Origin of the sequence: Enterobacter cloacae complex sp. 302F9 (genome assembly GCF_050030335.1) — a bacterium.
GTDB classification, from domain to species: domain Bacteria; phylum Pseudomonadota; class Gammaproteobacteria; order Enterobacterales; family Enterobacteriaceae; genus Enterobacter; species Enterobacter hormaechei_C.
On sequence record NZ_JBLGUC010000001.1, the window covers coordinates 237,564 to 255,367 of the forward strand.

The window sequence follows — 17,804 nt, forward strand, 5'->3', positions numbered from 1 at the left end:
TTATAATGGCGAAAAAGAGAGTAAGTCGTGGAAGTTCACGCTAATTTAACAAAATTACAGCATCACGCGGTCTTACGCCGTATAATGAAGCGCTTACAGAGAGGCCATGATTAACTGCATGAAATACCACGATCTACGCGACTTCCTGGCGCTGCTGGAAAAGCAGGGCGAACTCAAACGCATTACGCTTCCTGTTGATCCGTATCTGGAAATGACAGAAATCGCTGACCGCACCCTGCGCGCGGGCGGCCCGGCGTTGCTGTTTGAAAACCCAAAAGGCTACGCCATGCCGGTGCTGTGCAACCTGTTTGGCACACCTCGCCGCGTGGCGCTGGGGATGGGACAGGAAGATGTCACGGCGTTACGTGAAGTGGGCAAACTGCTGGCCTTTCTGAAAGAGCCGGAGCCGCCAAAAGGGTTCCGCGACCTGTTCGACAAGCTGCCGCAGTTTAAGCAGGTGCTGAACATGCCCACCAAACGCCTGCGCGGTGCGCCGTGCCAGCAAAAAGTGCTGGAAGGCGATGCGGTGGATCTGACCAAAATTCCCATCATGCAGTGCTGGCCTGACGATGCCGCACCGCTGATCACCTGGGGCCTCACCGTGACGCGTGGGCCGCATAAAGAGCGTCAAAACCTCGGCATTTATCGCCAGCAGCTAATTGGCAAAAACAAGCTCATCATGCGCTGGTTGTCCCATCGCGGTGGGGCGCTGGATTTCCAGGAGTGGTGCGCGGCCCATCCGGGCGAACGCTTCCCGGTTTCCGTCGCGCTGGGTGCCGATCCGGCAACCATTCTGGGCGCGGTGACGCCTGTTCCTGATACGCTGTCTGAATATGCCTTTGCAGGGCTGCTGCGCGGCACCAAAACCGAAGTGGTGAAGTGCATCTCCAGTGACCTGGAAGTACCGGCCAGCGCAGAGATTGTGCTGGAAGGTTACATTGAACAGGGCGAGCTGGCGCCCGAAGGGCCGTACGGCGACCACACCGGCTATTACAACGAAGTGGATAACTTCCCGGTGTTCACCGTCACCCACATTACCCAGCGTGAAGATGCCATCTATCACTCCACCTATACCGGCCGTCCACCCGACGAACCGGCGGTGCTTGGCGTGGCGCTGAACGAAGTGTTTGTGCCGATCCTGCAAAAGCAGTTCCCGGAAATCGTTGATTTTTATCTGCCGCCGGAAGGGTGTTCGTATCGCCTGGCGGTGGTGACGATGAAGAAGCAGTATGCCGGTCACGCTAAGCGCGTGATGATGGGCGTATGGTCTTTCCTGCGCCAGTTTATGTATACCAAGTTTGTGATTGTCTGCGATGATGACGTCAATGCCCGCGACTGGAATGACGTCATCTGGGCCATCACCACGCGTATGGATCCGGCGCGTGATACGGTGTTAGTGGAAAACACGCCGATTGATTACCTGGACTTTGCCTCGCCGGTTTCCGGACTTGGCTCAAAAATGGGACTGGATGCCACGAACAAATGGCCTGGCGAAACCGACCGTGAATGGGGTCGCCCGATCGAAAAAGATCCTGCCGTGACCGCGCGAATTGACGCGATCTGGGACGAGCTGGCCATAATGAATAACGGTAAGGCAGAATAAGACCGTTTAGCCCTATAGACTTCCCGACAGAGAGAGCGAATGACAACCTTAAGCTGTAAAGTGACGTCGGTAGATGCTATTACCGACACCGTATATCGCGTCCGTTTGGTTCCTGAAGCGGCCTTCTCATTCCGTGCCGGTCAGTACCTGATGGTCGTGATGGACGAGCGTGATAAGCGTCCTTTCTCTATGGCCTCAACGCCAGCAGAGAAGGAATTTATTGAGCTGCATATTGGTGCGTCTGAGCTTAACCTGTACGCGATGGCCGTGATGGACCGCATCCTGAAAGAGCGTGAAATCGTGGTCGATATTCCTCATGGCGAGGCCTGGCTGCGTGAAGACGAAGACCGTCCGCTGATCCTGATTGCCGGTGGCACGGGCTTCTCTTATGTCCGCTCTATTCTGCTGACCGCGCTGGCGCGCAACCCGAATCGCGATATCACCATCTACTGGGGCGGCCGTGAAGAGAAGCATCTTTACGATCTGTCTGAGCTGGAAGCGCTGAGCGTAAATCATCCAAACCTGCGCATCGAGCCGGTTGTCGAGCAGCCGGAAGAGGGCTGGCGCGGGCGCAGCGGTACGGTGCTGACTGCGGTATTGCAGGATCATGGGACGCTGGCCGGGCACGATATCTATATTGCCGGTCGCTTTGAAATGGCAAAAATTGCCCGCGACCTGTTCTGCAACGAGCGTGATGCGCGGGAAGATCGTCTGTTTGGCGATGCGTTTGCGTTTATCTGATTGAGAGACCCGCTTCGGCGGGTTTTTTACGCTCGGGCATTAGCCTGGTGAAAATTTAACCTTGAAATGGGCGGCGCATAGCCGTTATTCTTGTTCCCGTTAAATTTCGCCCTCAGGAGCGCCCCCCAAAAATGAACAAACACGACTGATGAATTTCGATCCTTGCTCAACGCACCGCGTCGGCAGGGGATGTTTTGATTTCATTCAGGAGTGCTTATGGCTCATTTTGCGCAGTCCCCCTCTTTTATTTTGCATCAGGTCACCTGTCAGTTTGCGACGGGCGATATCCTTTTTGGTCCACTGAATCTTTCTCTGGATGCGTCAGTGTGCGCGCTGGTTGGCCGCAACGGCAGCGGTAAAACACGCCTTCTGCGGCTGCTGGCAGGGGTTGATGAACCCGCCAGCGGTCATATTGAGCGCTTTGGTACACACGTCTATGTGGCGCAGCAGCAGGATATTTCTGCGGATACGACTCTTGCCGGACTGCTTGGTTACGACACGATCTTTGCGGCGCGCACGCGCATCGACAGCGGTCATTATGAACCCGACGATCTCGATACGCTCGACGGTTACTGGGATCTGGCTGAACGGCTGAGCCAGGCTTTTATCGCTGCAAAACTTCCCCCTTTTGACCCGAATAAACGCGCGGCAGAGCTGAGCGGCGGCGAGCGCATTCGTGCTTTGCTGTGCAGCGCATTCACCGCAGATGCTGATTACCTGCTGCTGGACGAACCGACCAACCACCTCGACAGGCAAGGCCGCGTGTGGTTCTACGAGCAGCTTTCCCGGTATCAGGGCGGGGTACTGGTGGCCTCTCACGACCGTGAGTTGCTGGCCCAGGTACCGCGTATCCTTGAACTGAGCGCGTTGGGCTTGCGCAGCTACGGGGGGAATTATGCTGACTATCGAACCCAGCGTGATGCTGAGCAACTGGCTGCCCGCGCCGCGCTGGAGCATGCTGCCACCGAGCGCAAGCGTACCCGCGCCCGTATGCATAAAGAGCATGACGACAGCCTGCGGCGTTCAGCCAAAACGCTTCGCACGGTCGACAGCCTTAACATCGCCTCGTTTGAACGGGTCAAATACAAAGGGGCGGCGAAAGAGCGTATTGGTTCCTGGAAAAAACAGCATAGCGATCAAAATCATGCTCTGAACGCTGCGGTCAACCAGGCACGCGAGCGGGTTGAAGAGGATAACGCGGTGATGTTTACCCTGCCGGGCAGTGAAATCCCGGAAGGAAAACAGGTGCTGGTGCTGGAAGAACTGGTGCTTCCGCACGTGCCTGTCTGCCCGATACACTGGCGAATGGATGGCCCGATGCGCGTGGCGCTACGCGGGCCGAACGGCTGTGGAAAATCCACGCTGTTGAAAGTGATGTTGGGCGAAACCGCCCCTGTTACGGGAACCTGTAAGGTCTCCGTCAGGTGTGCTTATCTCGATCAGCATCTTTCCCGGCTGGATCTTTCGAAGTCGGTGATGACACACCTTAGCCTGGGCAATACGCCGCTCGAAGAGGGGGCGTTGCGTACCCGTTTAGCGCAGCTTCAGCTGGGCGCAGAGAAAGTGACACTACCACTGGCCGAACTGAGTGGCGGCGAGCGCCTGAAGGCCGCGCTGGCCTGCGTATTGTGGCGTGAAGCGGCAACGCAACTGCTGCTTCTGGATGAGCCGACCAACCATCTTGATCTGGCCTCTGTTCAGGCTATAGAAGCGGCCTTAGCCGATTACCCCGGCGCGCTGCTGGTGGTGTCGCATGATGAAGCCTTTCTGGCAGGGCTGAAGTTGACGCATGAACTGGTGTGGGAAGAGACGGGATGGCGATGTGAAAGTCTGTAAACACAAGCCCCCGCAAGGGCGGGGGCAAACAAACTTTATCAGGCTAACTGCTTGCGAAGGTCAGGGTTTGCCTGGATCAGGCGCATCAGCTTTAGCTCGGCTGGGGTAGGTTTTTCACGTTTTGACTCCCACTCCAGCACCATCGCTACGCTGACACCCATCGCTCTTGCGAATTCATCTGTTTTCAGGCCCGATCCTTTGCGTAAACGCTCAAATTCACTAAAAGGATTGGACTTTTGATTCAGGGTAACCGTCGGCGGTACATCTTTAAAAATAATCTGTTCCAGGCTGCTCAGCAGCTCAAACTCAGGATCTTTTAATTCCATTGAGAACTCCTCATAAATCACACATCGGGATCATGAACATCAGAGAGCCTGTTAAGAATAGTCCCTAAACCAGACACAGGATCGTCACGGCTGTGATTAATTGTGCGATAACGATCGCTTTACGCGTTTCAGCTATATGGATAGTTATGCTAATTACCTGATTAGTCATATGTAGGAATGCACAGGTATTTTTTTGTAAATAGTCAGTACAAAAACGGGAATACCCGTTTTGCATGAAAACTCTATCTTGCAAGGCTGACCTGGACTATCCTTGTCAGCGTTGGGCACGCGTGTGCCGGTGTGCGCTTTTTGGGTGAAAGGAGTAATAAAATGGCGACAGGAAAGTCCTGCTCTCGCTGGTTTGCGCCTATTGCGGCGTTGTTGATGGTTGTTAGCCTGAGTGGGTGTTTCGATAAAGAAGGCGATCAGCGCAAAGCGTTTATCGATTTTCTACAGAATACAGTGATGCGTAGCGGCGAGCGTTTACCAACGCTGACTGCGGATCAGAAAAAACAGTTTGGTCCATTCGTGTCGGATTACGCCATTCTGTATGGCTATTCACAGCAGGTAAGCCAGGCGATGGATTCCGGTATTCGCCCGGTAGTGGATAGCGTGAATGCCATCCGCGTTCCACAGGATTATATGACCCAGCGCGAACCGCTGCGCCAGTCAAATGGCGCGCTTGGGGTACTGAGCCAGCAGCTGCAAAATGCCAAAATGCAGGCTGATGCGTCGCGTTCCGCGTTGAAGCAGGGCGAGGATCTCAAACCGGTCTATGACCAGGTGTATGAGAAAGTCGTGACCAAGCCGTCAAACGCCTTGCAACCGCTGATCCCGGCGGCGCAGGTCTTTACTCAGCAGCTGGTTCAGGTGGGTGACTTTATTAGTGAACAAGGTACGCAGGTGAGCTTCGTCTCTAACGGTATCCAGTTCCCGACCTCCCAGCAGGCGAGCCAGTACAACGCGCTGATCGGGCCGCTCGCGTCCCAGCATCAGGCCTTTAGCCAGGCCTGGAGCGCAGCGGTCGCTGCTACGGAATAAGAAAAACCCCCGCTTCGGCGGGGTTTTTTTTATGCTTGATGAAAATAACGCTTGTCATTCATCTACCACATCGGTATAACTATGTTCGTCGGTTTGTTACACAGACCTAAAGCAGTTTAGTAAAGCAGTCCAGATTGTTATCCATAGATACCCTTCGTAGTGACCCTTCCTTCATCGCTTAAAAATCTGTAACGCAATCCATCAAGCCGGAAGGCACAATATATTTGTTAATAAGGTAATTTCTATGTCTGCTAAAATGACTGGTCTGGTAAAATGGTTCAACGCTGATAAAGGTTTCGGCTTCATCACTCCTGACGATGGCTCTAAAGACGTGTTCGTACACTTCTCTGCTATCCAGAACGATGGCTACAAATCTCTGGATGAAGGTCAGAAAGTTTCCTTCACCATCGAAAGCGGCGCTAAAGGCCCAGCAGCTGGTAACGTTGTAAGCCTGTAAGCTTCCAACCCAGTAGCACAAAATTCAAAAACCCGCCTTCTGGCGGGTTTTTTCGTTTCTACTGTTGTATCTGCGGGTTAACGCAGTTCTTATCCACTTTACCGCCGAGCGCGGCAATCAGATTATCCACGGCGGTCGCCGCCATATTGTAGCGTGTTTCATGAGTGGCAGAGCCGATGTGGGGCAGGGCGACGACGTTCGGCATGGTCAGTAGCGGAGAATCCACCGGCAGCGGCTCCTGTTCAAACACGTCCAGACCAGCAGCGTGGATCTCACCGTTTTGCAGAGCCTCAATCAGCGCCTTCTCATCGACCACCGGACCACGACCCGCGTTGATGAAAATGGCCGATTTCTTCATCTTTTCAAACGCCGCTTTGCCGATGAGATGACGCGTTTCATCCGTCAGCGGCAGGATCAGGCAGACAAAGTCGGCTTCCCGCAACAGCGTATCAAGCTCGCAGTAGCGGGCATTGAAACGTTCTTCAGCTTCAGTGTGGTGACGGCGTGCGTTATACAGAATGGGCATGCTGAAGCCGAAATGGGCGCGCTGTGCCAGTGCCAGACCGATGCGGCCCATCCCAACAATCCCCAGCGTTTTGTCATGAACGTCCACGCCGAACCAGTCCGGGCCAATGCTTTTCGTCCATTCGCCCGCTTTCACGCGCTCGGCCACTTCCACCACGCGACGGGCGGTGCTGAGCACCAGCGCCATCAGCGTGTCGGCGACGGTCTCCGTCAGGGCATGCGGCGTGTGCATCAGCAGGATGTTGCGCGCGTTTAGCGCATCCACGTCGAAATTGTCGTATCCCACCGAAACGGTTGAGGTAGCACGAAGCTTCGGCATTTTCTCCAGCAGCGCTGCATCCACCTTTTCGCTCGAACCCAGCAGGCCCTCGGCGCTGGCAAACGCGTCGGCGTGCTGTGCCACGGTTTCCGGGCTGAGGTTCTTGACCCGGGTAACGGTAAAGTGTTCTTCCAGGCGTTTTTGCAGGTCTTCAGGCAGTGCTTTGTACAAAATGACGGACGGCTTCATGCTAATCTCCGTTGATTTTAAAAGGATTCAGGCGTGGCGTGCGCCGACGGGTAGCTGTTGATTATTAGCAGGCTTAACAATCAGAGTAAGCCATACCGAGGCAAAAAGCGCCACCCCCATAAAGATGTAAGAGGCCGATGGGCTGCCGGTGGCGCCGTTCAGATAGCCCACAAACCACGAGCCAAAGAACGAACCCAGCGCGCCCATGCTGTTAATCAGCGCCATCGCGCCCCCAGCGACGTTACGCGGCAGCATTTCCGGGATGATGGCAAAGAACGGACCATACGGGGCATACATGGCCGCACCCGCAATCACCAGCAGCGTATACGAAGCCCAGAAGTGGTTCGCGCCTACGGCCCAGGAGCCAATAAAGGCAAAAGCAGCGATCAGCAGCAGTGGCCAGACGAACAGCTTACGGTTTTGCAGCTTGTCCGATGCCCAGGAGACGATAATCATCGCGATGGTCGCAGCCAGGTAAGGCACCGATGACAGCCAGCCCACTTCCACCATGCCAAGGTTTTCACCGCCGCTGCGGATAATCGACGGCAGCCACAGCACAAAGCCGTACACGCCAATACTCCAGGTAAAATACTGTGCGCACAGCAGAATAACGTTCCGGGAGCGGAAGGCTTCACCGTAGTTACGCACCGCTTTCAGCCCCTGCTGCTCTTTATCCAGCTGCGCCTGGAGTGCGGCTTTTTCGTCCTCAGAAAGCCATTTTGCCTGGGCTGGCTTATCTTTCACCAGCACCCACCAGCAGAAGGCCCAGATAATCGCGGGAACCCCTTCGATGATGAACATCTCGCGCCAGCCGAAGGACTGGATCAGGTAGCCGGAAACCACCGACATCCACAACACGGTGACCGGGTTACCGAGTATCAGGAACGTATTAGCACGTGAACGCTCAGATTTTGTGAACCAGTTGCTGATGTAAATCAGCATTGCTGGCATGACGGCCGCCTCAACCACGCCGAGAATAAAGCGAATAGCCGCCAGAGCAGGAATGTTATTCACCACGCCAGTAAGCGACGCACAGGCACCCCATAAGATCAGGCAGATGAAAATGAGCTTTCGCACGCTGCGGCGTTCAGCGTAAATCGCGCCGGGGATCTGGAAGAAGAAATAACCCAGGAAGAAGAGGGCACCCAGCAGGGAGGAGACCCCTTTGGTAATCCCGAGGTCTTCGTTGATCCCGGCGGCGGATGCGAAACTGAAGTTGGCACGATCCAGGTACGCCAGGCTGTACGTGATAAACACGATTGGCATGATGTACCACCAGCGTTTTACTGCATTGGTCGAACTGTTCATAGGCTTGCCTCTGTTGTTGAGGTTGTTGCCGCCGTTGTCTGTAGGGTACACGGTGGCTTAATTATCTGGTGCGGATTGCTGCCCTCACCCTGGCCCTCTCCCACAGGGAGAGGGAATTTAGACGCCGAGCTCTGCTCGTGTTGGTAATCCTTCGCTGTCGCCCTGCACCTGAATCGCCAGCGAACCAATTTTGTTGCCTCGCGCCACGGCCTGCGACAGCGGTTTGCCCTCCAGCAGAGCGCTGATGACCCCGACGGCAAACCCATCGCCCGCGCCCACGGTATCGACCACGTTGTCGACTTTTACCGCAGCGACAGCGCCTTGCTCACCGTCGGCAGTTTTGAACCATGCGCCGTCGGCACCGGTTTTCAGCACCACGGCTTTTACCCCTCTGTTGAGGTAAAAATCAGCAATGCCTTCGGGCGTGCTTTCGCCAGTGAGGATCATTCCCTCTTTTATGCCCGGCAGAACCCAGTCCGCCTTAAATGCCAGTCGGTTGAGTTTCTCAGCCATCTCCGCTTCGCTTTTCCACAGCACCGGGCGCAGGTTCGGATCAAAGGAGATGGTTTTGCCCTGCGCTTTCATTGCCGAAGCCGCGTGATCCAGTAAATCGTACGAGCTGGCCGAGAGCGCCGCCGCCACGCCGCTCAGGTGCAGGTGGCGCGCGGAGGAGAAATACGCGGCGTGATAATCATCCACGGAGAGATGGCTTGCCGCTGAGCCTTTGCGGAAATACTCCACGATGGGATCGGTTCCATTTTCAACTTTAGATTTCAGCTGAAAGCCCGTCGCAAAGCGTCCGTCGAGGGTCACGCCTGCGGCATCAATACCCTCTTTTTTCAGCGAGTCGAGAACAAAATGGCCAAAGCTGTCATTTCCCACGCGGCTTACCCAGCCGACATTCAGCCCCAGACGCGCAAGGCCGGTAGCAACATTCAGCTCGGCACCTGCCACGCGTTTAATGAAGTGCTCCACTGCGCTCAGCTCGCCCGTTTCGGTGGCGACAAACATCGCCATGGCCTCGCCAATGGTGATGACATCCAGCGTCTTGTGCATGGTTTACTCCTCGCGCAGCAGGTTGACGTAATGGCGGGTGACGGCGGTGAGATCCGTCCCTTCCAGCGGAAATTCGATACCGCGTGGCGCATCGGCAGGGAGCTGATTAAGCAGATCCCGCCAGCGAGAATCGGCCTGATCCGGCGCGACGGCGCGGAACTGCGCCTTATGTGGGACCGCGGCCTTAACATGAATATAGCTCACGGCGGGAGCCAGCTGACGTGCAGCCTCTTCCGGGGAGTCGCCAACCCACAGCCAGTTGCCCATATCGAACGTCAGCGTGACCGGCAGCGCCATTACCCGGCAGGCGGCTTTGAAACGCTGCATCGGCGCGAGCTGCCCGCAGTCGGTCTGGTCGTTTTCCACCACCAGCGTCATGCCGCTTTCATCCAGCAGTGTGCGCAGGGCTTCAAGGGGCTGTTTGTCGCTGAAATGACCCAGCGAGACTTTAAGCCACAGCGCGTTCAGGGTGCTGGCTTCGCTAAGGTAGCGCGGGAGATCCGGGTTGAGGGTGCCATCGGGCATAAACAGGGGGGCCGGGGCGGAGTAGCACGCCAGTAAACCCAGCAGTTCAATGGACTCGCCGAGCGCAGGTAGGGCCATTAACTCGTCGTTGCTGAAGAGCTCGCGGCGGATTTCAACGCCATCAGCTCCTGCGCCGGCAATAACGGGAAGCATTGCCCGTTGACCGCCTGCCTGTCGCACCTGATCCGCACCATACGCGGCGGTGACCACCATAATTTTCCTGCTCATTTCCTGACTCCAGAGCGTAATCGATAGTATTACGCTAGATGGAACCGGTTCCAAAGAAAAGATCGGGATGCTGAATTTATGATCGCTGTCACGAAGGGGAAATTAACGGGCAGTAGAGCCGCGAACGATCAGTTCGCCGGAAAACACCTGCTCGCGTACGGCGTCGCGGGTGCCTTCAATGCGGCGAACCACTTGTTCAACCGCGGCATAGCCGATCTGCCAGGTGGGTTGTTTGAGGGTGGTGATGCCTACGCCAGCAAGTTCTGCCCACTCCAGTTCATCAAAGCCGAGTAAGCCGATGTCGCTGCCCCAGTGCAGGCCAATGCGTTTAAGCGAGCGGGCAACCTGAAGCGTCAGCGCCCCGTTCGCGGAGATCACCGCCTTGCGCATACCCCGATGGCGGGTATGGAACTGGCGCAGGGTATTATCCAGCTGCCCGGCTTCATGCAGGGGGATTTCGGCATTCTCGGCGATCATGCCGGGATATCGCGCCAGCGTGGCACGAAATGCAGCCAGGCGGTCGCGGCGGGTGTTAACCATGCCCAGCGGTTCGCTCAGGAATAAAATGGCTTCGAAGCCCTGTTCAATCAGGTGCTCAGTGGCGGTGGTGGCCGCCTGGGTGTTATCCAGCCCGACCACATCGCAGGCAAATTCCGGGATTTTTCGGTCAATAAGCACCATTGGCAGAGACGATTGTTGCAGACGATTTAGCCCCTCTTCTCGCATCCCGACGGCATTCACCACAATCCCTTCCACCTGATAGCTGCGCAGCAGATCGAGGTAATGCAGCTCCTGATCAACCTCGTTATTGGTGTTACAGACCAGCGGGGTAAAGCCTTTTTCACGGCACGCCGCTTCGATGCCGCTGAGGACGTTAACGGAATAGGGGTTGGTGATATCGGCGATGATGAGGCCAATCAGACGGGTGCGGCCCCGCTTGAGGCCGCGCGCCATCAGGCTGGGACGGTAGTCGAGATCGGCAATGGCCTGTTCGATTCGCGCCAGCAGCGCATCGGAAAGCAGGTGTTTCTCGCCGTTGAGGTAGCGTGAAATGCTGGTTTTACCGGTTTTGGCGGCTTTCGCCACGTCGCTGATGGTGGCCCGGGTTGGTTTGATCATCGCTGATTTCCCTGAATTTAGTGAGAATACCTTAGCGGGAAAATCTGGCGAATCAAGCTATTTGCCGGGTGGCGCTGCGCTTACCGGAGGTTGCGGTCTGATGCCCTCACCCCAACCCTCTCCCACGGGAGAGGGCGCAAACACTAATAACGGCAACGGGGTTGCCGTTTTGCTTTTACCTACTGCACCGGGCTTAACGTAATCTCAACGCGGCGGTTCTGCGCTTTGCCTTCCGCCGTGCTGTTGCTGGCGATCGGGTTAGCCGGACCCATGCCGCTGGTGCGGATGCGGTTCGCTTCTACGCCCTGGGCGATCAGCGAGCTGGCCACGGAATCGGCGCGCTGCTGGGACAGACGCATGTTCAGATCCTGGCTGCCGGTGCTGTCGGTGTAGCCAATCACGTTCACGGCAGTTTTATTGTACTCTTTCAGCACTGCGGCCACGCCGGTCAGGGTGTTTGCGCCTGCGGGTTTCAGCGTCGCGCTGCTGCTGTCAAAGGTCACGTTGTTTGGCATGTTCAGGATGATGTTGTCACCGCTGCGCGTCACGCTCACGCCCGTACCTTTCATTTTGTCACGCAGTTTTGCTTCCTGCACGTCCATGTAATAACCCACGCCGCCGCCCAGGGCTGCGCCTGCCGCTGCGCCAATCAGCGCACCTTTGCCGCGATCTTTCTTGGAGGAGGAGAGTGCGCCAACGCCAGCGCCCACCAGGGAACCAATATTCGCGCCAATGCCGGATTTGCCCGCTTCGCGTTCACCGGTGTAAGGGTTGGTTGTGCAGCCAGAAACAGCCAGTGCGCCGCTCACCAGAGCGGCAATAACGAGTACGCGTTTTTTCATCTTATTTCCTTAATCCTTTTTATTCTTTGCCACGATGGACGTGGCAGTGGATTATGACGTCCGGATACGGAGAAAATTCAGTGTATAACTCTGAAATTTGTCACAAACGATAAACTGCCTCAATGAAAGGCCGAAACACCTGCACGCAACCAGGAGCGCACGCTTTGAGCACCTCAACAAAAACCATTCTGACCGCCGCCCACTGGGGGCCGATGCTGGTCGAAACCGATGGCGACACTGTGCTGTCGTCTCGCGGGGCTTTGCCTTCGCGCCATCTCAACTCTTTACAGACCGTCGTTCGCGATCAGGTACACAGTAAAACCCGCGTCCGCTGGCCGATGGTGCGTAAAGGCTTTCTGGCGTCACCGGATAAGCCGCAGGGTATTCGTGGGCAGGATGAGTTCGTACGCGTGAGCTGGGACGACGCGCTGGCGCTGATCCATACCCAGCATAAACGCATTCGCGACAGCTATGGCCCGTCGTCCATTTTTGCCGGCTCCTATGGCTGGCGCTCGAACGGCGTGCTGCATAAGGCCGCAACCCTGCTGCAACGCTATATGAGCCTGGCCGGAGGATACTCCGGCCATCTGGGCGATTACTCGACCGGCGCGGCGCAGGCAATCATGCCGTATGTCGTGGGCGGGAATGAGGTTTATCAGCAGCAGACCAGCTGGCCGCTGGTGCTGGAGCATGCGGAGGTGGTGGTGCTCTGGAGCGCCAACCCGCTCAATACCCTGAAAATTGCCTGGAATGCGTCCGACGAGCAGGGCGTTTCCTACTTTGATGCGCTGCGCAAAAGCGGCAAGCGCATCATCTGTATCGATCCGATGCGTTCTGAAACGCTGGATTTCTTCGGCGACAGCGCCGAGTGGATCGCGCCGCATATGGGCACCGACGTGGCGATGATGCTGGGCATCGCCCACACCCTGGTGGAGAACGGCTGGCACGATACGGAATTTCTGGCGCGCTGCACCACGGGCTTCGATAAATTTGCCGACTACCTGACGGGACAAACCGACGGTATCGCCAAAACCGCAGAGTGGGCTGCGGCGATTTGCGGCGTTGATGCCGTTAAAATCCGCGAACTGGCGACGTTATTCCATAGCCGTGTCACGATGCTCATGTCCGGCTGGGGGATGCAGCGCCAGCAGTTTGGCGAGCAGAAGCACTGGATGCTGGTGACGCTCGCCGCGATGCTCGGGCAGATTGGCACACCCGGCGGCGGTTTTGGGCTTTCCTATCACTTTGCTAACGGCGGCAACCCGACGCGAAAAGCGGCGGTGCTGGCCTCCATGCAGGGCTCGGTGCAGGGTGGCGTGGACGCTGTAGATAAAATTCCGGTGGCACGCATTGTTGAAGCTTTGGAGAACCCAGGCGGGTTTTATCAGCACAACGGCCAGGATCGGCATTTCCCGGATATTAAGTTTGTCTGGTGGGCGGGTGGGGCCAACTTCACCCATCACCAGGATACTAACCGCCTGATCCGCGCCTGGCAGAAACCGGAACTGGTGGTGATCTCGGAGTGCTTCTGGACCGCGTCAGCGAAACATGCCGATATCGTTTTGCCCGCCACGACCTCGTTCGAGCGTAACGATCTCACCATGACGGGGGATTACAGTAATCAGCATATGGTGCCGATGAAGCGCGTCGTGGCTCCCCGGGATGAAGCGCGGGATGATTTTGATGTCTTTGCCGACCTGAGTGAAATGTGGGAAGCGGGCGGTCGGGAGCGTTTCACCGAGGGCAAAACGGATCTGCAATGGCTGGAAACATTTTACCAGATTGCCAGCCAGCGCGGGGCTGCGCAGGGCGTGACGCTGCCGCCATTTGCTGAATTCTGGGAGGCGAATCAACTCTTCGAAATGCCGGAAAGCGAGCAGAATGCGCGGTTTGTGCGCTTTGCTGACTTCCGTCGCGATCCGGAGAATCATCCGTTAAAAACCGAAAGCGGGAAGATTGTGATCTACAGCGAACGCATCGCCAGCTTTGGCTACGCGGACTGTCCGCCACATCCGGCGTGGCTGGAGCCGGACGAATGGCATGGTAATGCGCAGCCGGGGCAGCTTCAGCTGCTGTCTGCCCATCCCGCCCATCGTCTGCACAGCCAGCTCAACTATTCGGCTTTGCGCGAGCAGTATGCGGTGGCGGGTCGTGAGCCGATTGCGCTGAACAGCGATGACGCAAAGGCGCGGGGGATTAACCACGGCGACCTCGTTCGGGTCTGGAACGCGCGCGGGCAGGTGCTGGCCGGTGCCGTGGTGAGTGACGGGATCCGCCCTGGCGTTTTCTGCATTCATCAGGGCGCATGGCCTGATCTGGCGCTGGACGAGGGCGGTATTTGTAAGAACGGCGCCGTAAACGTGCTGACCAAAGATCTCCCCAGCTCGAAGCTGGGGAATGGCTGCGCGGGGAATACGGCGCTGGCATGGGTGGAGAAATATGAGGGGCCGGCGCTTACCCTTACGGCGTTTGATCCGCCTGCCAGCTCATGATCCACGTCGGGTGTTGGGTATCATCCTGCCAGGCGCTGTCTTCGATGCGAAAACCCTGAGCATGATAGAAATTCACCGCCCGCACGTTTTTCTGATACACCTCCAGAGTTAAATACGGATAGTGCTGCTGAACGTGGTTCAGCAGCGCACGCCCGATCCCCTTTCCGATGAACGCCGGGGCGATAAACAACGCCCCCACGAACTGGAACTGCATGACGCTGATAAAACCGCACAGGGTACCGTTTTCTTCCCAGACCCAGGTCTCGGCGGCGGGAAGGTATTCATCCCGCACTACCGCTTCATTCGCTTGCCAGTAACTTGCGTCGATAAACGGATGCGCCTCGGTGGTGCTCTCCAGCCACAGACTCAAAAGCGGAGCGGTGTCCTCACTTTGCCATTTGCGGATCATGGTGGCCCTCCGGATGGCAGAAGCAGCCCGTAATGTGGTCATTGACCAGCCCGCAGGCCTGCATAAAGGAGTAACAGATGGTGGTGCCCACAAACTTAAAGCCGCGTTTTTTCAGCGCTTTCGACAGGGCATCTGAGGCGGGGGTCGACGTTGGGATCTCTGCAAGCGTGGCGGCCTGCGTCACCTTCGGCTCGTTATCCACAAACGACCAGACGAATGCTGAGAAGGGTTCGCCGTTTTGCTCCATCGCCAGATAAGCACGCGCGTTACCAATAATGGCCTGAATTTTACCGCGATGGCGGATGATACCGGTATCCAGAACCAGCCTTTCCACGTCGTCGTCGGTCATGGCGGCAACCGCAGCCGGATCGAACTGGTGGAAGGCTTTGCGATAGTTCTCACGCTTTTTCAGAACGGTGATCCACGACAGTCCGGCCTGCTGGCCTTCAAGGCAAATCATTTCAAACAGTTTTTTACCGTCGGTTTCCGGTACGCCCCATTCCTTGTCGTGATAATCGATATAAAGCTGATCCTGGCTTACCCAGCCGCAACGTTGCATAGGTCATCTCCCTTCCTGATACGGTAAACGCAAAAATTTCAATCTGCCCGGCTTGACGTGTCTGCTAAAGAGACAATAGTTAATACAGGGCTATACGCCCTAATACCTCTTCGAACAATGACATATATCGCCGAACTCGGCTCTTTCTGGAGTCGCTTTGATGATGATAAAAAAAATCAGTGGTCGCCATGCTGCTTCTGGCCTGGTGGGTGTTTCAGTCTGCCTGCTTTTTTGTAACACCGCTTTTGCGTGGCAACAGGAATATATCGTTTCAGATGCTCAAAGTAATACGATGGAACGCTATACATGGGACGCCGATCACCAACCTCGTTATGAAGATATTCTCGCGGAGCGTATTAACCGTACGCAGAATGCTGCGGGGTTTACCCTGAACGATCCCTCCGGTTCGGATGCGGAAACCGTTCTGAGCGTTGGCTGGAATTTTCCCGTGGCGGGACATTTCACCACCGGGCCCGTAATGGCGTGGCGCACTGATGGCGCTCCCTCCGCACCAGTGAATGCGTTTGAGGATACAACCACCACGCAGTCGCTTACCGATCCACTCTGGCATGCCAGCGTGAACTCATTGGGGTGGCGTGTCGATACGCAGTATGGTGATTTACACCCCTGGGCGAAGATCAGCTATAACCAGCAAACTGAAGAAGAATATTTATATACGCTGGGATTGAGCGCCAAATTTTAAAGGGTTGTCACTTTTTTAAACGCTGCCGTAACATATTTAATACAATAACGGCAGGGACTGTAGCGATAGTGATCGCTCACCTTTGAGCTTTTTCTTCTCCGGCAAGGTCATTCATTCCCGCTTCCAGGCATTTCATTCCGTTTCTCCTGCATTTCATGCCGTTTTACCCCTGGCGTTATGGGGTTTTGTTTATCGTGTCCTCAGCGAATTTCCTTAATTTATCTTGCAGGACACTGCCATGAACACATCAACTTATAACCGCACGCGTTGGCTGACGCTATTCGGCACCATCGTTACCCAGTTCGCACTGGGATCGGTCTATACCTGGAGCCTGTTTAACAGCGCCCTGTCTGATAAGATCGGCGCGCCGATAAGCCAGGTGGCGTTCTCCTTCGGCTTGCTGAGTCTTGGGTTAGCAATTTCCTCTTCCGTGGCGGGCAAACTTCAGGAGCGCTTCGGCGTGAAGCGTGTAACCATGGCCTCCGGGATCTTGCTGGGCGTGGGCTTCTTCCTGACGGCATATTCCGACAACCTGATGATGCTGTGGCTGAGCGCCGGGGTGCTGGTGGGGCTGGCGGACGGCGCAGGTTACCTGCTGACGCTGTCTAACTGCGTGAAGTGGTTCCCGGAGCGTAAAGGGCTTATCTCCGCGTTTGCCATTGGTTCATATGGCCTGGGCAGCCTTGGCTTCAAATTCATCGATGCGCATCTGCTGGCCTCGGTGGGGCTTGAGAAAACCTTTATGATCTGGGGCGTGATTGTGCTGGTGATGATCCTCTTCGGCGCAACGCTGATGAAAGACGCGCCGCAGCAGGAAGTGAAAACCGTTAACGGTGTGGTGGAGAATGATTTCACCCTTGCACAGTCCATGCGTAAACCGCAGTACTGGATGCTGGCGGTGATGTTCCTGACGGCCTGCATGAGCGGTCTGTATGTCATCGGCGTGGCGAAAGATATCGCGCAGGGAATGGTGAAACTGGACGCGGCGACGGCGGCGAACGCGGTAACGGTCATCTCCATCGCTAACCTCTCGGGTCGTCTGGTACTGGGTATCCTGTCTGACAAAATCGCCAGGATCCGCGTGATTACGCTGGGGCAGGTGATCTCCCTGGTGGGGATGGCAGCGTTGCTGTTCGCTCCGCTGAACGAAGCGACATTCTTTGCGGCGATAGCCTGCGTAGCCTTTAACTTTGGCGGCACCATTACCGTCTTCCCGTCGCTGGTGAGCGAGTTCTTCGGGCTGAACAATCTGGCGAAAAACTACGGTGTGATTTATCTCGGCTTCGGTATCGGCAGTATTTGCGGATCGCTGATTGCCTCGCTGTTTGGTGGCTTCTACGTGACATTCTGCGTGATATTTGCCTTGCTGATTATTTCACTGGCGCTGTCCACCACGATTCGTCAGCCGCAACGCGAGGTCTATAAAGAAGCGCATGCATGATTCGATAAAAAGGGGCCGCAGGGCCTCTTTTTTTATCGCAATATCACTTCCGGACTTGTTATTTTGTAAAAATTTTCATCGATTC

General features: G+C 56.1%; 17 protein-coding genes. 8 read left to right on the forward strand and 9 right to left on the reverse strand.

Annotated features, from left to right (window positions below; translation table 11 throughout):
- Positions 1 to 106: 106 nt before the first annotated feature.
- The 3 genes from ubiD to ACQG0T_RS01185 all read left to right on the forward strand — a co-directional run bounded on the left by ubiD (position 107) and on the right by ACQG0T_RS01185 (position 4,180).
- Positions 107 to 1,603 carry a 4-hydroxy-3-polyprenylbenzoate decarboxylase gene (gene ubiD / locus ACQG0T_RS01175; protein ID WP_032652159.1) on the forward strand — a complete coding sequence of 499 codons (1,497 nt, stop codon included), beginning with the start codon at positions 107 to 109 and terminating at the stop codon, positions 1,601 to 1,603.
- A gap of 39 nt (positions 1,604 to 1,642) precedes the next feature.
- Positions 1,643 to 2,344 (forward strand): NAD(P)H-flavin reductase, encoded by a 702-nt coding sequence (gene fre, locus ACQG0T_RS01180; RefSeq protein WP_003860778.1) that lies wholly within the window; start codon positions 1,643 to 1,645, stop codon positions 2,342 to 2,344.
- 216 nt (positions 2,345 to 2,560) lie between these two features.
- Entirely contained in the window at positions 2,561 to 4,180 is a 1,620-nt protein-coding gene (locus ACQG0T_RS01185; RefSeq protein WP_271040515.1) for an ABC-F family ATP-binding cassette domain-containing protein, read from the forward strand.
- Between the two features lie 38 nt (positions 4,181 to 4,218).
- Here the strand turns inward: ACQG0T_RS01185 and ACQG0T_RS01190 are convergent, their stop codons facing one another.
- Positions 4,219 to 4,506 (reverse strand): HTH-type transcriptional regulator, encoded by a 288-nt coding sequence (locus ACQG0T_RS01190; RefSeq protein WP_003860776.1) that lies wholly within the window; start codon positions 4,504 to 4,506, stop codon positions 4,219 to 4,221.
- Positions 4,507 to 4,836: 330 nt separating this feature from the next.
- Here ACQG0T_RS01190 and ACQG0T_RS01195 point away from each other — a divergent pair, with 330 nt between their 5' ends.
- Both ACQG0T_RS01195 and cspE read left to right on the forward strand, forming a co-directional pair.
- Positions 4,837 to 5,547 carry a DUF3053 domain-containing protein gene (locus ACQG0T_RS01195; protein ID WP_017383576.1) on the forward strand — a complete coding sequence of 237 codons (711 nt, stop codon included), beginning with the start codon at positions 4,837 to 4,839 and terminating at the stop codon, positions 5,545 to 5,547.
- 244 nt (positions 5,548 to 5,791) lie between these two features.
- Entirely contained in the window at positions 5,792 to 6,004 is a 213-nt protein-coding gene (gene cspE, locus ACQG0T_RS01200; protein WP_003860775.1) for a transcription antiterminator/RNA stability regulator CspE, read from the forward strand.
- A gap of 58 nt (positions 6,005 to 6,062) precedes the next feature.
- On the opposite strand, the gene ghrB is transcribed toward cspE, so the two are convergent.
- The 6 genes from ghrB to ACQG0T_RS01230 all read right to left on the reverse strand — a co-directional run bounded on the left by ghrB (position 6,063) and on the right by ACQG0T_RS01230 (position 12,115).
- Positions 6,063 to 7,037 carry a glyoxylate/hydroxypyruvate reductase GhrB gene (ghrB, locus tag ACQG0T_RS01205; RefSeq protein WP_047062489.1) on the reverse strand — a complete coding sequence of 325 codons (975 nt, stop codon included), beginning with the start codon at positions 7,035 to 7,037 and terminating at the stop codon, positions 6,063 to 6,065.
- A 27-nt stretch (positions 7,038 to 7,064) separates the two neighbouring features.
- On the reverse strand, positions 7,065 to 8,345 hold the full coding sequence (locus ACQG0T_RS01210; protein WP_001089079.1) for an MFS transporter: 1,281 nt from the start codon (positions 8,343 to 8,345) through the stop codon (positions 7,065 to 7,067).
- 117 nt (positions 8,346 to 8,462) lie between these two features.
- Entirely contained in the window at positions 8,463 to 9,401 is a 939-nt protein-coding gene (locus ACQG0T_RS01215; protein ID WP_063659782.1) for a sugar kinase, read from the reverse strand.
- Positions 9,402 to 9,404: 3 nt separating this feature from the next.
- Entirely contained in the window at positions 9,405 to 10,154 is a 750-nt protein-coding gene (locus tag ACQG0T_RS01220; protein WP_045333503.1) for a sugar phosphate isomerase/epimerase family protein, read from the reverse strand.
- Positions 10,155 to 10,256: 102 nt separating this feature from the next.
- On the reverse strand, positions 10,257 to 11,273 hold the full coding sequence (locus ACQG0T_RS01225; RefSeq protein ID WP_062938376.1) for a LacI family DNA-binding transcriptional regulator: 1,017 nt from the start codon (positions 11,271 to 11,273) through the stop codon (positions 10,257 to 10,259).
- A 179-nt stretch (positions 11,274 to 11,452) separates the two neighbouring features.
- The gene (locus ACQG0T_RS01230) at positions 11,453 to 12,115 is read right to left on the reverse strand and encodes an OmpA family lipoprotein (RefSeq protein WP_271040516.1); all 663 of its coding nucleotides are present in this window, start codon (positions 12,113 to 12,115) and stop codon (positions 11,453 to 11,455) included.
- Between the two features lie 122 nt (positions 12,116 to 12,237).
- On the opposite strand from ACQG0T_RS01230, the gene ACQG0T_RS01235 reads away from it, so the two are divergent.
- Positions 12,238 to 14,607 (forward strand): molybdopterin guanine dinucleotide-containing S/N-oxide reductase, encoded by a 2,370-nt coding sequence (locus ACQG0T_RS01235; protein WP_271040517.1) that lies wholly within the window; start codon positions 12,238 to 12,240, stop codon positions 14,605 to 14,607.
- Here the strand turns inward: ACQG0T_RS01235 and ACQG0T_RS01240 are convergent.
- Together ACQG0T_RS01240 and tag are read right to left on the reverse strand one after the other, a co-directional pair.
- Complete coding sequence (locus ACQG0T_RS01240; protein ID WP_015569985.1) at positions 14,576 to 15,016, reverse strand: N-acetyltransferase; 441 nt, start codon at positions 15,014 to 15,016, stop codon at positions 14,576 to 14,578. The genes ACQG0T_RS01235 and ACQG0T_RS01240 overlap by 32 nt on opposite strands.
- Positions 14,994 to 15,575 (reverse strand): DNA-3-methyladenine glycosylase I, encoded by a 582-nt coding sequence (gene tag, locus ACQG0T_RS01245; RefSeq protein ID WP_017383572.1) that lies wholly within the window; start codon positions 15,573 to 15,575, stop codon positions 14,994 to 14,996. The genes ACQG0T_RS01240 and tag overlap by 23 nt, the downstream gene beginning before the upstream one ends.
- Positions 15,576 to 15,735: 160 nt before the next feature.
- Between tag and ACQG0T_RS01250 the strand changes: the two genes are divergently transcribed.
- A complete protein-coding gene (locus ACQG0T_RS01250; RefSeq protein WP_015569983.1) occupies positions 15,736 to 16,278 on the forward strand; it encodes a hypothetical protein in 543 nt (180 codons plus the stop codon).
- 238 nt (positions 16,279 to 16,516) lie between these two features.
- The gene (locus ACQG0T_RS01255; RefSeq protein WP_015569982.1) at positions 16,517 to 17,719 is read left to right on the forward strand and encodes an L-lactate MFS transporter; all 1,203 of its coding nucleotides are present in this window, start codon (positions 16,517 to 16,519) and stop codon (positions 17,717 to 17,719) included.
- The last annotated feature ends 85 nt before the right edge of the window (positions 17,720 to 17,804 follow it).

What these genes read in the sequence shown, in the direction of transcription:
- ACQG0T_RS01185 (WP_271040515.1), top strand. Translation starts at nt 2,561, where the DNA reads ATGGCTCATTTTGCGCAGTCCCCCTCTTTTATTTTGCATCAGGTCACC.
- ACQG0T_RS01250 (WP_015569983.1), top strand. Translation starts at nt 15,736, where the DNA reads ATGATGATAAAAAAAATCAGTGGTCGCCATGCTGCTTCTGGCCTGGTG.
- ACQG0T_RS01215 (WP_063659782.1), bottom strand. Translation starts at nt 9,401, where the DNA reads ATGCACAAGACGCTGGATGTCATCACCATTGGCGAGGCCATGGCGATG.
- ACQG0T_RS01240 (WP_015569985.1), bottom strand. Translation starts at nt 15,016, where the DNA reads ATGATCCGCAAATGGCAAAGTGAGGACACCGCTCCGCTTTTGAGTCTG.
- ACQG0T_RS01210 (WP_001089079.1), bottom strand. Translation starts at nt 8,345, where the DNA reads ATGAACAGTTCGACCAATGCAGTAAAACGCTGGTGGTACATCATGCCA.
- tag (WP_017383572.1), bottom strand. Translation starts at nt 15,575, where the DNA reads ATGCAACGTTGCGGCTGGGTAAGCCAGGATCAGCTTTATATCGATTAT.
- ACQG0T_RS01220 (WP_045333503.1), bottom strand. Translation starts at nt 10,154, where the DNA reads ATGAGCAGGAAAATTATGGTGGTCACCGCCGCGTATGGTGCGGATCAG.
- ACQG0T_RS01230 (WP_271040516.1), bottom strand. Translation starts at nt 12,115, where the DNA reads ATGAAAAAACGCGTACTCGTTATTGCCGCTCTGGTGAGCGGCGCACTG.
- ubiD (WP_032652159.1), top strand. Translation starts at nt 107, where the DNA reads ATGATTAACTGCATGAAATACCACGATCTACGCGACTTCCTGGCGCTG.
- ACQG0T_RS01235 (WP_271040517.1), top strand. Translation starts at nt 12,238, where the DNA reads ATGAAAGGCCGAAACACCTGCACGCAACCAGGAGCGCACGCTTTGAGC.
- ACQG0T_RS01225 (WP_062938376.1), bottom strand. Translation starts at nt 11,273, where the DNA reads ATGATCAAACCAACCCGGGCCACCATCAGCGACGTGGCGAAAGCCGCC.
- ACQG0T_RS01195 (WP_017383576.1), top strand. Translation starts at nt 4,837, where the DNA reads ATGGCGACAGGAAAGTCCTGCTCTCGCTGGTTTGCGCCTATTGCGGCG.
- fre (WP_003860778.1), top strand. Translation starts at nt 1,643, where the DNA reads ATGACAACCTTAAGCTGTAAAGTGACGTCGGTAGATGCTATTACCGAC.
- cspE (WP_003860775.1), top strand. Translation starts at nt 5,792, where the DNA reads ATGTCTGCTAAAATGACTGGTCTGGTAAAATGGTTCAACGCTGATAAA.
- ghrB (WP_047062489.1), bottom strand. Translation starts at nt 7,037, where the DNA reads ATGAAGCCGTCCGTCATTTTGTACAAAGCACTGCCTGAAGACCTGCAA.
- ACQG0T_RS01190 (WP_003860776.1), bottom strand. Translation starts at nt 4,506, where the DNA reads ATGGAATTAAAAGATCCTGAGTTTGAGCTGCTGAGCAGCCTGGAACAG.
- ACQG0T_RS01255 (WP_015569982.1), top strand. Translation starts at nt 16,517, where the DNA reads ATGAACACATCAACTTATAACCGCACGCGTTGGCTGACGCTATTCGGC.